General features: G+C 41.7%; 16 protein-coding genes. 8 read left to right on the forward strand and 8 right to left on the reverse strand.

Annotated elements, in window-relative coordinates; translation table 11 throughout:
- Positions 1–51 precede the first annotated feature (51 nt).
- On the forward strand, positions 52–1,047 hold the full coding sequence (locus LC605_RS12710) for a PRC-barrel domain-containing protein (protein ID WP_229547899.1): 996 nt from the start codon (positions 52–54) through the stop codon (positions 1,045–1,047).
- Between the two features lie 579 nt (positions 1,048–1,626).
- Here LC605_RS12710 and LC605_RS12715 read toward each other — a convergent pair.
- The 3 genes from LC605_RS12715 to LC605_RS12725 form a co-directional block, all read right to left on the reverse strand.
- Entirely contained in the window at positions 1,627–1,992 is a 366-nt protein-coding gene (locus LC605_RS12715; protein WP_229547900.1) for a DUF5615 family PIN-like protein, read from the reverse strand.
- Positions 1,992–2,327 carry a DUF433 domain-containing protein gene (locus tag LC605_RS12720; RefSeq protein ID WP_229547901.1) on the reverse strand — a complete coding sequence of 112 codons (336 nt, stop codon included), beginning with the start codon at positions 2,325–2,327 and terminating at the stop codon, positions 1,992–1,994. The genes LC605_RS12715 and LC605_RS12720 overlap by 1 nt, the downstream gene beginning before the upstream one ends.
- Positions 2,328–2,596: 269 nt before the next feature.
- Positions 2,597–2,833 (reverse strand): type II toxin-antitoxin system Phd/YefM family antitoxin, encoded by a 237-nt coding sequence (locus LC605_RS12725; protein ID WP_229547902.1) that lies wholly within the window; start codon positions 2,831–2,833, stop codon positions 2,597–2,599.
- A gap of 592 nt (positions 2,834–3,425) precedes the next feature.
- On the opposite strand from LC605_RS12725, the gene LC605_RS12730 reads away from it, so the two are divergent.
- From LC605_RS12730 to LC605_RS12740, 3 genes are all read left to right on the forward strand, one after another.
- Positions 3,426–5,150, forward strand: coding sequence for an ABC transporter ATP-binding protein (locus LC605_RS12730; RefSeq protein ID WP_229547903.1), 1,725 nt, complete (start codon positions 3,426–3,428; stop codon positions 5,148–5,150).
- A 131-nt stretch (positions 5,151–5,281) separates the two neighbouring features.
- Positions 5,282–5,641 carry a type II toxin-antitoxin system Phd/YefM family antitoxin gene (locus LC605_RS12735; RefSeq protein ID WP_229547904.1) on the forward strand — a complete coding sequence of 120 codons (360 nt, stop codon included), beginning with the start codon at positions 5,282–5,284 and terminating at the stop codon, positions 5,639–5,641.
- Positions 5,642–5,666: 25 nt separating this feature from the next.
- Positions 5,667–5,873, forward strand: coding sequence for a Txe/YoeB family addiction module toxin (locus tag LC605_RS12740; protein ID WP_309143263.1), 207 nt, complete (start codon positions 5,667–5,669; stop codon positions 5,871–5,873).
- Positions 5,874–6,793: 920 nt separating this feature from the next.
- On the opposite strand, the gene LC605_RS12745 is transcribed toward LC605_RS12740, so the two are convergent.
- On the reverse strand, positions 6,794–8,272 hold the full coding sequence (locus LC605_RS12745; protein WP_229547905.1) for a YdiU family protein: 1,479 nt from the start codon (positions 8,270–8,272) through the stop codon (positions 6,794–6,796).
- 122 nt (positions 8,273–8,394) lie between these two features.
- Between LC605_RS12745 and LC605_RS12750 the strand changes: the two genes are divergently transcribed.
- A complete protein-coding gene (locus LC605_RS12750; RefSeq protein WP_229547906.1) occupies positions 8,395–8,844 on the forward strand; it encodes an SMI1/KNR4 family protein in 450 nt (149 codons plus the stop codon).
- Between the two features lie 30 nt (positions 8,845–8,874).
- Here LC605_RS12750 and LC605_RS12755 read toward each other — a convergent pair whose 3' ends face one another.
- From LC605_RS12755 to LC605_RS12765, 3 genes are all read right to left on the reverse strand, one after another.
- The gene (locus LC605_RS12755) at positions 8,875–9,279 is read right to left on the reverse strand and encodes a type II toxin-antitoxin system VapC family toxin (RefSeq protein WP_229547907.1); all 405 of its coding nucleotides are present in this window, start codon (positions 9,277–9,279) and stop codon (positions 8,875–8,877) included.
- Entirely contained in the window at positions 9,279–9,503 is a 225-nt protein-coding gene (locus tag LC605_RS12760; RefSeq protein WP_229547908.1) for a hypothetical protein, read from the reverse strand. Before LC605_RS12760 ends, LC605_RS12755 begins: the two co-directional genes overlap by 1 nt.
- Positions 9,504–9,751: 248 nt before the next feature.
- Positions 9,752–10,327, reverse strand: a complete 576-nt coding sequence (locus LC605_RS12765; protein ID WP_229547909.1) for a GNAT family N-acetyltransferase — start codon at positions 10,325–10,327, stop codon at positions 9,752–9,754.
- A 548-nt stretch (positions 10,328–10,875) separates the two neighbouring features.
- Here LC605_RS12765 and bioB point away from each other — a divergent pair.
- On the forward strand, positions 10,876–11,883 hold the full coding sequence (gene bioB, locus LC605_RS12770) for a biotin synthase BioB (RefSeq protein ID WP_229547926.1): 1,008 nt from the start codon (positions 10,876–10,878) through the stop codon (positions 11,881–11,883).
- Between the two features lie 81 nt (positions 11,884–11,964).
- Here bioB and petL read toward each other — a convergent pair whose 3' ends face one another.
- Positions 11,965–12,060 (reverse strand): cytochrome b6-f complex subunit PetL, encoded by a 96-nt coding sequence (petL, locus tag LC605_RS12775; RefSeq protein ID WP_100899295.1) that lies wholly within the window; start codon positions 12,058–12,060, stop codon positions 11,965–11,967.
- Positions 12,061–12,141: 81 nt separating this feature from the next.
- On the opposite strand from petL, the gene LC605_RS12780 reads away from it, so the two are divergent.
- Both LC605_RS12780 and aroB read left to right on the forward strand, forming a co-directional pair.
- Complete coding sequence (locus tag LC605_RS12780; protein WP_229547910.1) at positions 12,142–12,279, forward strand: hypothetical protein; 138 nt, start codon at positions 12,142–12,144, stop codon at positions 12,277–12,279.
- Positions 12,280–12,288: 9 nt separating this feature from the next.
- Entirely contained in the window at positions 12,289–13,422 is a 1,134-nt protein-coding gene (aroB, locus tag LC605_RS12785) for a 3-dehydroquinate synthase (protein WP_229547911.1), read from the forward strand.
- Positions 13,423–13,444: the final 22 nt, after the last annotated feature.

Raw genomic sequence — 13,444 nt, forward strand, 5'->3', positions numbered from 1 at the left:
ATAAGTTGCATATCGCGTTAAACCGGATTCGAGATCAGGACTCGGTATAGAATGACCTCCGAACAGATAATTAGGCGTTCCGACATATTAAATACCCAGGTGATTACCCGCGACAACGGCAAGCGGCTAGGCATCATCAGTCAAGTCTGGGTTGATATTGATCAACGAGAGGTTGTGGCTCTTGGTTTGCGAGACAGCCTGATCTCTATTTCGGGCATACCGCGCTATATGTACCTCAACAACATCAGCCAGATTGGTGATGTCATCCTGGTTGATAACGAAGATGTCATTGAAGATATCGAAGTTGAATCTCTCAGCAATCTGATTAACTGGGAAGTAATTACAGAAACAGGTGAAGTATTAGGCAAAGTTCGGGGCTTCAAGTTCAACGGCGAAACCGGGAAGCTTAACTCCATAGCTATTGCTTCTTTAGGATTGCCCCAAATTCCCGATCAATTTCTGAGTACTTACGAATTCTCAGTGGATGAAATTGTCAGCACTGGCCCCAATCGGTTGATTGTGTTTGAAGGAGCCGAAGAACGGGTAAATCAGTTAACAGTTGGTTTACTAGAGCGCCTGGGTATCGGCAAAGCCCCGTGGGAGCGCGATATAGAAGATGAATACGGCTATACTCCACCGCGCCAAGTTGCACCAGCCAATCAACTACCTAGTGGAGTGCCATTGCAACCACCCAGGCAAAAAGTTCGCGCCCCCGAACCCATAGCACGGGAAGAAGAATGGAATGAAGACTATGTGCAAGAAGAAAGGCCACAGCGTCAGGTAATGAAGGCGCGGCAGTATGAATCTATTCAATACGAAGAAGACGAGGAAGAAGATAACTGGAGTGAGGCAACGGGCAACGACAGGTATGAACAACCGCAACCGTTAAAATATGAAGCCCAGCCCTATAGTAAGCCTTATGTTGACGAATACGATGATTATGACGACGTAGACGGCGATGCTTGGGAAGATGCGCCGAAGCCTGTGAATATTCCTAAAAAAGTCAAAGAAAGACAGCCAGAATACGAAGAAGAGGGCGGATATTAACTAATTCGTAATTCGTAATTCGTAGTTCGTAATTCAACTGGAAAATTAGGAAGTATTTTAAGATTAATTTAGCCTTTTCCTTACTTACAAGGAGAGGGCTAATTTTTTAGAACGCAGTAGTAGTGTGTCAAGACTAAATTGTTGCAATAAATTTTCTTGTGGTGTGGGCCGAAAAGCCCGCACTGGACGGGCGAGACGCCCATCCCACAACAATACTGCTCGGTTAAGGAAAGAAAATAGGCTGAAACCCTTGAAATATCGTTGTCTATAATGCCCAAAAGAAGCTTAACCGAGCAGTATTGCATCCCACAAGAGGAAAGCTAATGCACTATTTTAGCCCAATACAGTTCACAAAAGGGCTGAAACTCTTTTTTTTACGAACCACAGAGGCGCAGAGAACACAGAGAGAAGAGAAGGAGGAAATGCTTAACTGAACTGTATTGGCTGATAAAGAGTTATGAATACCTTACTGTGAAGAACTCCAAGAAATTCACAGACGAATTGTTGAAAAACAGCAAGCCCTATCTTAGTAGGGAGGGGTGGAAAGGTGATGGAATGAGCGAGTGGAGAATGCACTATCTATCGGCTCAAGGGTAGATATTCAATTCGATCCTGGTATTCATCCTCAAACGAAGCTGCCACAATGATGATTAATTCTTCAACAGTTTGTCCAATGCTTTGATTTGCATCGATGGTGAATATTCCAGGAATATGGCGACCTAAAGCTAAATGGTCAGCCAAATGTCCGGGCATGGACTTACGGTTGTTCGTCACCAAAATAAATCCATTGGCTTCGCACCAAATCAAAATCTCTGGATCTGGAGTGCCCTTGGGTGGCACATTTAAATCCCCAATGATTCGCACAACCAATTCAGGGTTGCGCCGCACAAGTTGAGAACGATATGTAGGACTCAAATGTTCATCCAACAGATACCGAATTGCCATTAGCTTTCCTGTAACTGCTTTGGAGCGTTTTCTTCCTGCATCTGCCGAAACCTCATCCTGGCAGGAGACGGATTTCGCTGTTGCTCTTCGCGCATGATTCGGGAAAATTCCAACCAATCTACCAGATACGCATCAACCTCTGAGCGATGATGCAAGTAATACAAAATCGTGGCGTAAACCTGTTCTAACGTCACCGTATGAAATTGTTCGGCAATTTCTTCTGGTGTTTTAGAGCGATAGATATACTCATAAAGAATGCTCTCAATCCCAATCCGGGTTCCTTTGAGTCGGATGTCATCTGGTGCAAGGGCGTTGAAATACTCTTCCAGTTTCATAAAGCAAGACCCCTCGAATGAATATTCCATTTCAATCATAGAAGAACACCGGGAAACTCTATGATCAACCCTAAAACAGTTTGTAACTAATTAGTTAAGTAAGTCGGCAAGAATAAACCAAACTATGTTACGAAACGTAAATACACCTTAAACCCTTACAAATGACGAAGGACAAATGACAAATGACAGCCTTAGCCAGTTAGCTTTATTTGCGTCGCTCTACTTAATTATTTCGGAAATGATGTTTGTATCTAACAAGTATAAATAACTCATTTTGAAAACTCAACATCATCTAATGGTAATAATCCTTCGTCCACGTCGGCAAAGTCTTCGTCCAGTGGTTCAAGGGTGGAAAGGGTTTCCAGGATGGATTTTTTCTTGATAGGGGAAATGATGGCGAAGGGAATACCGTTTTGGGTAATAGTGAGGGGTTCGCCTGTTTTTTGGGCTTGGTTGAGTAGGGTTTGGATGGTTTCGGGGAGGTCGGAAAGGGTGATTTGTGTCATTGTGGGTTCTGGGGTTAGCAGATGATATCATGTCCGCATAATTAGTTATGATTCCCACAGTCATTGCACCCCACCCCTTAATCCCCTCCCCGCTTGCGGGGAGGGGAGACAAAGCATAGCTTTGGCGGGGTGGGGTTCTTCGGGTTTAGTAAGTAATCAACCGGACATGATATGAGGACTTGACGCACATCTATTTTACCTGTAACAACGTTGGTGATGATGGCGGTGCAATATTCTTTCAACAGTTCTAGGACTTACGCAACTGGCGTATTATTTTGAGTTTGTGGTGAGGACTTTAGTCCTCTTTCATCAGGGCTGTTCGCGGAGCGTTCCCGTAGGGTAGCCCTGACTACAAACTAAAAGCTTTTATTTTTTGTGACACTTGCGTAAGTCCTAAGTTCAATTGCTTCTTGAATTTTGGCTTTTTGTTGGTCAATTTGGCTTGTTTTTTGGTCTAAATATTTGACGATCGCTTCATTAGTGACAGGCCATAGTCGCTAAAACAGTTTGTAACTAATTAGTTAACTGTTCAGAAACTCACCAAAAACTGCTAGCGTCAAACAAAGGAAAATATCATTGTGGATCTTCGAGCTTGAAAACCCGTTCTAATTATTGGCAATTACTGCCTTATATCCAACTCCAGTGGCAAACCATCGCCAAGGGACTTATTGGTATCTTAGGATACGTACTGGCGACATTAGTGCTGATCAATCTTGCCGGCAAATTGGCAATTCCCTTTGCACAAGGTAATGTAATAGCGATCGCTCAAATAACTGGTAGCTGTGCTTTAGTATTTCTTGTTAGAGGCTTGTTTCAATCTATACAAGATATGTACATGGCGAAAGCTGCTTTGAGAGTTGCTTTTCATCTCCGTCAGCAAGTCTACGCCCATCTCCAAAAGCTAAATCTCAGCTATTTTGAAACAGCAAAAGCAGGTGATTTATCTTACCGCCTTACGGAAGATGTTGACCGGGTTGGCGAAGTGGTAAATAAAGTATTTCACGACTTTATCCCCTGTATTTTGCAGTTGCTGGCAATTCCGATTTACATGATTTACCTGAATTGGCAACTGACACTCGCTACAGTCATAGTTGCACCACTGATGGGTATTTTAGTCGGCTGGTTTGGTGAACGGTTACGCAAATATTCCTTAAAAAGTCAAAATCGCGTGTCGGGTTTATCAGCCATTCTCGCGGAAGTTTTCAACGGTATTCGTTTGGTACAGGCTTTTGCTGCCGAAAATTACGAAATCGCCCGCTTTGGCCATGAAGCAGAACGCAGTCTCAAAGCAAAATACTCAGCCGAACGCCTCAAAGCGATTCAGATTCCCATCGTCGGATTTCTGGAAGCTTTAAGTGCTTTATCATTACTGATTGTGGGAGCATGGCAAATTTCCCAAGGGAACTTGACAGTGGCGAGTTTTTTCAGCTATCTGGCGGCGGCGGCGCTGTTAATTGATCCCATTGGTCATACTACTAATAACTACAACGAATTTAAGCAGGGTGAAGCATCTGTTGACCGCGTTTTTGAATTGATGGCAATTCAGCCGACGGTGATCGAAAAGATTAATGCGATCGCTCTGGCCCCGGTCAACGGGAAAGTAGAATATCGTCATATTTCCTTCGCCTATAAACCAGGTGAACCTGTCTTAAGAGATATCAGTTTATTGGTATCGCCAGGTGAAGCGATCGCTCTTGTGGGTGCTTCTGGTGCTGGTAAAACCACATTTGTGAATCTTTTACCCCGTTTTTACGACCCGGAAGTTGGTCAAATATTCATTGACGGTGTTGATATTCGGGATGTCAAACTCCATAGTCTGCGGCGACAAATTGGGATTGTTCCTCAAGAAACCATCATGTTTTCGGGGACAATTGCCCAAAATATCGCCTTTGGACAAGATGTTTTTGAGATTAAAGCAGTTATAGAGGCGGCAAAAATTGCCAATGCTCATCAGTTTATTAGCCAACTGCCAAAAGGTTATCAGACTTGGGTGGGTGAGCGTGGGGTAAACTTATCTGGTGGACAAAGACAAAGAATTGCGATCGCTCGCGCTGTGCTGCTCAATCCCCAAATCTTGATTCTCGATGAAGCGACATCAGCATTAGATTCTGAGTCAGAAGCACTGGTACAGGAAGCGCTAGAAAGACTGATGGAAAAACGGACAGTATTTATTATTGCTCACCGTTTATCAACAGTGAGACGGTGCGATCGTATTTTAGTTCTCGAACAAGGACAAATTGTCGAATCGGGAACCCATGAAGAATTATTAGCCCTAGAGCGTCGCTATGCGCGGTTTTATGCCCAGCAGTTTAGTTAGTCAGAAAAGGGACTGGGGAATCTCAATTTCTATTATGTTACGATAAAAAAGCATCAACCTGTACATGAAGTCTGTACAAGTTAACCGACAATGTAATTAATTTACAAGTGCAAAGGAAACTTTTGATACTTATGGTTACTGCTACTTATACTTATACACAAGCACGAGAAAAGCTGTCTGAACTGTGCCAGAAAGTTACTTCAGAACGCGATTTTGTAATCATTACACGTCGTAATGGTGAAAATGTAGCTTTAATACCTGTTGATGAACTTTCTAGTCTTCTAGAAACTGCTCATCTTTTACGTTCCCCCCGTAACGCTGAACGTTTGCTAACAGCTTTAAATCGAGCTAAATCAGGAGTTGTGAAGTCTCAAAGCTTGGATGATCTTAGTAAGGAGTTAGGATTTGACCAAAAAGAAGAACCTAAAAAACCAATCAAACCAAGAAATTCCAGCAACTCCAAAGCAAAGAAAAACAGTATTTCAACCTGAATTTTTAGAAGACTTAAAATTTTGGGTGGAAAATGATCAACGAGTTACCCTTAAAGTTTTGGATCTTGTCAAAGAGACTTGCCGAGATCCTTTTAAGGGGAAAGGTAAGCCGGAACCTTTAAAATATTTAGATCCTAATACTTGGTCTCGCCGTTTAACACAAGAACATAGAATTGTATATCTTGTAAATGATGATGAAATAAATTTTTTACAAGCTCGTTATCATTATTAACTATAAAAATGTGTAGATTGGGTTGAGGAACGAAACCCAAGTGTATTGGACTAAGTAGGTTGGCGCAATTAAAGTTAACTGGCTAAGGCTGTCACTTGTCCTTTGTCATTGTTCATTAGTAAAGGCTTTAAGTTTATTTACGTTTCGTAACATACTTGACTTTTTTCGTGCCAACGTACTTATAACCCAATACAGTTCAGTTAAGCATTTCTTTCTTCTCTCTGTGTCCTTGGCGTCTTCTCTACGAGACGCTGCGCGAAGGCGGTTCGTTAAAAAATTGACTTTCTAACAGATTTTTAGCCCTAACTGAACCGTATTGACTTATAACCTTTTATCAGTAGTCTTTAGACTACTTTCGCTATTAGACTGGTGAATTAATTCTGAGGCGGGCTAGATGAGAATGAAATAGCCCTGTGTTTAGAGACCATTTATAAAGTAAACCTTAAATTGTAGGGTGGGTTAAAGCTGAGAGTACGGCACCTGGAAATATGGTGCGTTACGGCTAAATTAGACTTTCTCAAACCCTCAAATTCCTACACAGCCGTAACACACCCTACTTAATATTTGCTTTATAAATCAATACGGTTCAGTTAAGCATTTTTTCTCTTCTCTCTGTTTCCTCTGCGCCTCTGTGGTTCGTTAAAAAAGTTGACTTTGACAAAGAGTTTTAGCCTTAACCCAAGCGTATTGCTTTATAAATAGGCTCTTAAGGCAAGGGTATTGCGTTATTAGTTAGGACTTACGCAACTGGCATATTATTTGGAGTTTGTAGTGTTCGCGCAGCGTCTCGTTGGCGCAGCCTCTCGTAGAGAAGAGAGGACTAAAGTCCTCAAAATCAAGGCTGAAGCCCTTACTACAAACTAAAAGCTTTTATTTTTTGTGACACTTGCGTAAGTCCTATTAGTCTTGCCCTTTGCTAACTATTTCCTAGACTGAATTGCTTGGATTAACTCATAAAAAGGTTGCCAATTATCTTCTTGAGCAATTGGTTCCCAAATAGATTCAATCACAGGTCTTAATAATACCGTTTTGGGATTATGAACAGCTAGAGTTTGGGCAATTAAATCGGTGCCGCAGCTACCCCCGTCGTAGACATCGCTATCAAAATCATTCAAAATTTTGTGGTATAGTATACACCAATCATCAAAAATTCCTGATGCACCCGGTACTGGTACAATATCTGAACTATTCATTACAAAACCTGGCTCATCGCGCCATTTAGACGAGAAAGTGCGAGCCATATCATAGAAGAATTGGTGATAACCAACTTGGCTATCCTTCAAAAATTGAATCGTCAGATTTAAAAGTTCTTCAGCTTGTGGATGTTGCAAATCCCCAAAACCCAACTTTTTCAACATCAAAGAACTGTATTCAGCTTGGTAATATTCATCAAACCTAGCTAAAGCAGTCTCCATATCCCCTTTATCAATAATTGCCTTGAAAGGTTCCTGGAGCATTTCTAAATTCAACTTGCAAATAATTGGTTGATTACTGTAACAGTAGCGTCCAGAATAGTCAAAATATGCAGCTATAAAGTATGGGTCATAAGTAGGGATAAATGCATAAGGGCCATAATCAAAACTTTCTCCCGTAATCGACATATTGTCAGTATTCAAGACTGCATGACAAAAGCCAGCCGCCATCCATTGCGCTACTAGTTCCGCAACCCGTTTAACTAATTGGGCGTAAAACAGTGCATATTTATCTTGTTCAGTACTTAAGTCTCGATAATACTGTTCAATTACATGGTCTAATAACTTCTGAGTTAAATCTGGACGCTGAAAATAGTGCAGTCGCTCAAAAGTACCAAACCGAATATGAGACTTGCTCATTCTAATCATCACAGATGAACGGGTAGGGGAAGGTTCATCGCCCCGCCACAGTGGTAAACCTGTTTCAATCATGCTCAAACAGCGCGAAGTACGTACACCCAAGTAGTGCAGTGCTTCCGCAGCCAGAACTTCTCGCACTCCGCCTTTGAGTGTCAGCATACCATCGCCACCACGCGAGTAAGGCGTTCTCCCAGAACCTTTAGTGCCAAAATCGTATAATTCGCCATCATTGGCGCGTACTTGTCCGTAGAGAAAGCCTCTACCATCACCCAACTGTCCGTTATATTCACCAAATTGATAGCCGTGGTAACGCAGTGCTAACAAGGGTTTGCGTCCTTGAAATTTGCCAAAGGCTGTGATGAAATCTTCGTCTTTGACTACTTGGGGGTCTAGACCGAAACGGGGTAATAGTTGATCATTACGCCAACGCAGGAGGTGTTGGGGAAATTCCGCCGCTACAACCTCATCGTAGTAGTCACCGCCTAGAGATTCTAAGGCGCTTTCGTAGTTGAGGGTGAGAAAAGGATTGCTAGAATTTTTGTAGTTTGGAGTTTCAGCCAGAGTCATTACGAGCAAAGCTTAATTCATTCTTCTCTTAATACTACCTCTGGCTTCGGCATCAGCATATACGCAAAAAGCGACCCATATCTAAAATATGGCAGTGCCACCATCAAAATCTAGAGCAGATAATGAATAAAGTTTTGCAATTAAAGAAAAAATTAACTCAATTAGCTCTTTTAGACGCTACATTTGAGGTTTTTGGCTCAGAATCACACCAATATCAATTTAAACGTTGCTTGAGTAACAAAGATATTCAAGTATTTGAATCCAGATACAATATTAGATTACCAAGTGAATATCGAAACTTTCTCTTAGAAATTGGTAATGGTGGTGCTGGGCCAGGATACGGCTTATCTGGTCTGTCGGGAATTGAGGATGAAGATGTCATTCCAGAAAAACTATGCCAAGAGAACTACGAAATTCTCTCTAAACCATTTCCTTTAACACAAGCTTGGAATGATTTGGATTTGATTGTCAAGAATAATACGGCCTTTGTTACCAACAGGAATTCTTACTTTGATGATAAGTTTATTCAGTTTAGAGCAAATTCGCCAGTCTTTGTAATTCCTAATTCGTAATTCCTAATTTTACTATATTGGCAATTTTTTTCACCAAATAGTTTTTATAGTGGTTAAAGCTTGAATTCGCAAATCACGAGTAACTAAAGGAATACCTAAAGAAAAAGCTGTAGCCGCAATAATCCTATCAGGCATATCAGGAACAGTTACCCGATCAATTTGTCGAATTACTCCTGAAACATTCCTATCTAGAGGTACAAGTACAATACCTATATTGGGGTCATCCAAAGCGTTTAAAATTCGTATTAATACCTCTTCGGCAAAGCGTCCTTTCTCAACTAAATAAGCAATTTCTATGATTGTGATAGCTGATACGTAAATAGGATTACCTGTATTAATTGCTTGCTCCAACGCTGTTAATGCGGCTGATGACAATCTCTGCAAGTCAAAAACGTACCAAATTAAAGTGTGTGTATCTGCTACTACCGATGTCATTAAAGGATATCCCTGGGGAAATTACCCCACATTTCTTGACGTGCTTGAGCAATATCTTCTTCAGTAATATCTACTTTTAAATCAGCACATAATCCTCTAACAGTCCGTAAAGGAGTCTTCAGAGTAGTTTTTTGAGACAAAAATTCCGCAAATTCTAATAGTTGCTGCTGTTTATCCACAGGTAAGTGGCGTAATCTTTCTAACACTGCTTCCTCAAGATTCATCTAACTTTCTCCTGATTTAACTTCCCAAAAGGGCTTTAATCTCTGTGATAATTTCAGCTACTCACCTATCTTTCTCTAAGATATCAACCTCTAAATGCTCAGGCGGTAAATGCTCAAAATTCTGCTGACTATTTGGGTCTTTGTCTGAGACGACACATAATCATTACATAGTTATAAATATTCCCACTTATCTACTTAGGGCTTCCAATTATAACAAGAGCATAATTATTTATTTACGAATTATTGCTTTAGAATTTAGGTGTTTGCCAGCTAGGATTGATGAGACTTGTCAGAATATGATCTTCCCATTGCCCATTAATTAACAAATAGTCTCTAGCATATCCTTCAACAACAAAACCAAGTCTTTTGAGTACATTGCCACTGCGCCGATTGTGAGGCATATAATTAGCCATAAGTCGGTGAAAATTTAACTCTTGAAAAAGATATTGAACGGCGGATTTTAGCCCTTCTGTCATATATCCTTTACCTTGTTTATTTTCAGCAAGGCTATATCCCACATAGCAAAAATGAGCAGCACCTCGAACAAAATTACTAAAATTTACAGTTCCAATAATTACGGTGGGATTTTTTTTAGTAAAAATAAATAGTTTTAACGATTGCCCATTGATAAATTCCAGAAAACTATTTTCTATCTGATAATGCCAATATTCTTCAGTAAAAAAACCATCAGCCCAAAGAGGGTAGAATGGAGTGAGATAAGTTTTATTTTCAATGAAGTATTTGAGAATTTGGGGTATATCTTCATGGATTGCTGCTCGTAATAATAGGCGATCGCTTGTAATTATAGGCAGTTCTGATATCATAACAGGACTTAATTGGCGGGATCTCTTTCCAAAACATTCTCTAGATTTTGTAAATTCTCTCATAACTGCCGTTTAGCAGCAGCTAGGGCAAAGTCTGCTTCTGCGGACTAAGTAAAAATGCTTTTTGTGCCTGTTTTATACTAAACCCACTCAGTTAACTGCTGACCAACATAAACAGGACTTAGGCAAAATCATGACAAAACGAACCGCATTCGCGCAGCGTCTCCCCCTGGGAGAAGGACGCAAAGGACACAAAGGAATAAGGTTTTAGAGAGTTATTGCGTAAGTCCTAAGATATATATGCACCGGTTAGCATCAGTCCTGCCAATGCCCAATACATGAGTATTTTTGCTCTTAATCTACCATTGAAGCAAAATATTGATAAGCTGATGTCTAATATCTAGAGCGGAAGGATTCAGAGCCAATGGGTGATAAAGCACAGTACGCGGCATAACTTCGAGAAAATCCCTTTGCCCAAACGCTGTACCGCAGGAGATTCAACCAAAAGACAGCTCTTAATTAACCCAGTCTACAAGAAGGATAGTGATGTGGTGGGAATACGCTACGATTGGCAAAAATTAGAGATTCACGCGATATATAACACGCCATTACTAGAGCTTATTTATCAAGCTGCTAGCGTGCATCGCCAATATCATGACCCAACAAAAATACAAGTTTGTAAGCTTATATCTATTAAAACGGGAGGTTGTCCAGAAGATTGTAGCTACTGTGCCCAATCTTCCCGCTATAAAACAGAGGTAAAGCCCCAAGCACTCCAAGAATTGGAAACAGTAGTTAGCATTGCTCAGAAAGCGAAAGAAACTGGTGTTAGTCGCATCTGCATGGGTGCTGCTTGGCGCGAAGTGCGGGATAACTCACAATTTGAGGAAGTCCTGGAAATGGTCAAGGATGTAACCGCAATGGGTTTAGAAGTGTGCTGCACTCTAGGTATGTTGACGGCAAATCAAGCCAGGAAATTGTCAGAAGCAGGACTTTACGCCTATAACCATAACTTAGATACCTCGCAGGAATATTACAGCACAATTATTACCACAAGGACATATAGCGATCGCCTGAACACAATTGAAAATGTCCGTCAGACAAATGTTACTGTATGTTCCGGCGGCATCCTGGGTTTGGGCGAAACTGTCGATGACCGTGTTGGGATGTTACAAACTCTGGCAAACTTACATCCCCATCCAGAATCTGTGCCGATTAATATTCTCTCACAAGTACCGGGTACACCCTTAGAAAATCAGCCTGATGTTCCCATTTGGGATATTGTGCGGATGATTGGTACAGCCAGGATTTTAATGCCAGCCTCCGATGTGCGTCTTAGTGCCGGTAGGGCTAGACTTTCTCAAGTTGAACAAGCTTTCTGCTTTATGGCAGGAGCCAATTCTATCTTTTCTAGCGACGACAACAAAATGTTGACAGTGACAACTCCCTGTCCAGATTACGATAGTGACCGAGAAATGCTGAATTTACTCGGTTTGGGAATGCGTCCGCCTTCCCAAAGACAGGAGAAGGTAGCAAGTCCGGCTGTTATGGGATAAATATCTTTTTGTGGGATGAGCGTCTCGCCCGTCCTTAGTAAACTGAGGACAGGCAAGATGCCCGCCCCACAAGAGTTTTGTCTAAATTATCTTGGCAGTCCGCAGACCGAACAGCAGACCTACAGCTAAACCAAAGAACAAAGCTAAAAAGCCGATGTAAGCTACAATGGCAAACATTTATTTTTCTCCACAATACTTCCTAAATCTATTGAATCATTAGTCATTGGTCATTGGTCATTTGTCATTAGTCATTGGTCATTGGGCAATCAGTCTTTTCTTTGCTCCTCCTCATCCCCCTCATCCCCCTCATCCCCCTCATCCCCCTCATCCCCCTCATCCCCCTCATCTTCCCACTCCCAGATTGCGATACAATACAGCCCACGGGCGCTTATTTAGGGTTGGGCAATGACTTCTGTAATTAATGTGAATTTACCAGAGCAGTCTTATGAGATTGTGATACCTTCTGTGCTAGACGCTACGCAAACGGTGAGCTACGCTAAGGCACCTTCGAGTTTAGATCAACTGGGTCAGCACATGGACAGTCTGAAGCTAGGCAAAAAGGTATTGCTGGTTTCTAATCCGACGATTTTTAAGCATTTTGGCGAAAGAGCGATCGCATCCCTGACATCTGCTGGATTTGAAGTTGCTAGCTGCACCCTACCACCAGGGGAACGCTACAAAACTCTCAATTCTATCCAAAAACTTTACGATATCGCCTTAGAAAACCGCCTAGAACGTTCTTCTACTATGGTGGCTTTGGGCGGAGGTGTAATTGGCGATATGACTGGCTTTGCAGCCGCAACTTGGCTGCGCGGCATTAATGTTGTCCAAGTACCTACAACTCTATTGGCGATGGTGGATTCAGCAATTGGTGGCAAAACTGGCGTAAATCATCCCCACGGCAAGAACTTGATTGGGGCATTCCATCAACCGCGCTTGGTTTTAATTGACCCAAATGTATTAAAAACTCTTCCTATGCGCGAGTTTCGAGCAGGAATGGCAGAAGTTATTAAATATGGTGTAATTTGGGATGCCGAATTGTTTGCGAAATTGGAAGCAAGTAAACGCCTCGATCAACTCCGCTATGTAAAATCTGACCTGATACATACCATATTGACGCGCTCTTGTCAAGCTAAAGCTGATGTTGTTAGCAAAGATGAGAAAGAAGGCGGATTGCGGGCGATTCTCAACTATGGACATACCATTGGTCATGCAGTGGAAAGTTTGACTGGTTATCGTCTAGTAAATCACGGTGAAGCGGTGGCCATTGGGATGGTAGCAGCCGGTCAAATTGCTGTGGAATTGGGACTGTGGCAAAAAGAAGACACGGAACGTCAAAATGCTTTAGTTCAAAAAACGGGTTTACCGACTCAGTTACCAACTGGGGTAGATATTGAAGCAATTATTGAGGCGTTGCAATTAGATAAGAAAGTCCAAGCAGGGAAAGTGCGGTTTGTTTTACCAACAGAGATTGGTGTTGCAACAGTTACTGATGAAGTGCCATCGGATATTATTCGGCAAGTTTTGCGGGGAATGTGAACAATTTGAAGAATAATTCAGG

This window comes from Nostoc sp. CHAB 5836 (assembly GCF_020829445.1).
Taxonomy (GTDB): Bacteria; Cyanobacteriota; Cyanobacteriia; order Cyanobacteriales; family Nostocaceae; genus Nostoc.

Coding starts and splice junctions, on each gene's coding strand:
- LC605_RS12710 (WP_229547899.1), top strand. CDS start 52: ATGACCTCCGAACAGATAATTAGGCGTTCCGACATATTAAATACCCAG.
- LC605_RS12715 (WP_229547900.1), bottom strand. CDS start 1,992: ATGGCAATTCGGTATCTGTTGGATGAACATTTGAGTCCTACATATCGT.
- LC605_RS12720 (WP_229547901.1), bottom strand. CDS start 2,327: ATGAAACTGGAAGAGTATTTCAACGCCCTTGCACCAGATGACATCCGA.
- LC605_RS12725 (WP_229547902.1), bottom strand. CDS start 2,833: ATGACACAAATCACCCTTTCCGACCTCCCCGAAACCATCCAAACCCTA.
- LC605_RS12735 (WP_229547904.1), top strand. CDS start 5,282: ATGGTTACTGCTACTTATACTTATACACAAGCACGAGAAAAGCTGTCT.
- LC605_RS12745 (WP_229547905.1), bottom strand. CDS start 8,272: ATGACTCTGGCTGAAACTCCAAACTACAAAAATTCTAGCAATCCTTTT.
- LC605_RS12750 (WP_229547906.1), top strand. CDS start 8,395: ATGAATAAAGTTTTGCAATTAAAGAAAAAATTAACTCAATTAGCTCTT.
- LC605_RS12755 (WP_229547907.1), bottom strand. CDS start 9,279: ATGACATCGGTAGTAGCAGATACACACACTTTAATTTGGTACGTTTTT.
- LC605_RS12760 (WP_229547908.1), bottom strand. CDS start 9,503: ATGAATCTTGAGGAAGCAGTGTTAGAAAGATTACGCCACTTACCTGTG.
- LC605_RS12765 (WP_229547909.1), bottom strand. CDS start 10,327: ATGATATCAGAACTGCCTATAATTACAAGCGATCGCCTATTATTACGA.
- petL (WP_100899295.1), bottom strand. CDS start 12,060: ATGTTTGCCATTGTAGCTTACATCGGCTTTTTAGCTTTGTTCTTTGGT.
- aroB (WP_229547911.1), top strand. CDS start 12,289: ATGACTTCTGTAATTAATGTGAATTTACCAGAGCAGTCTTATGAGATT.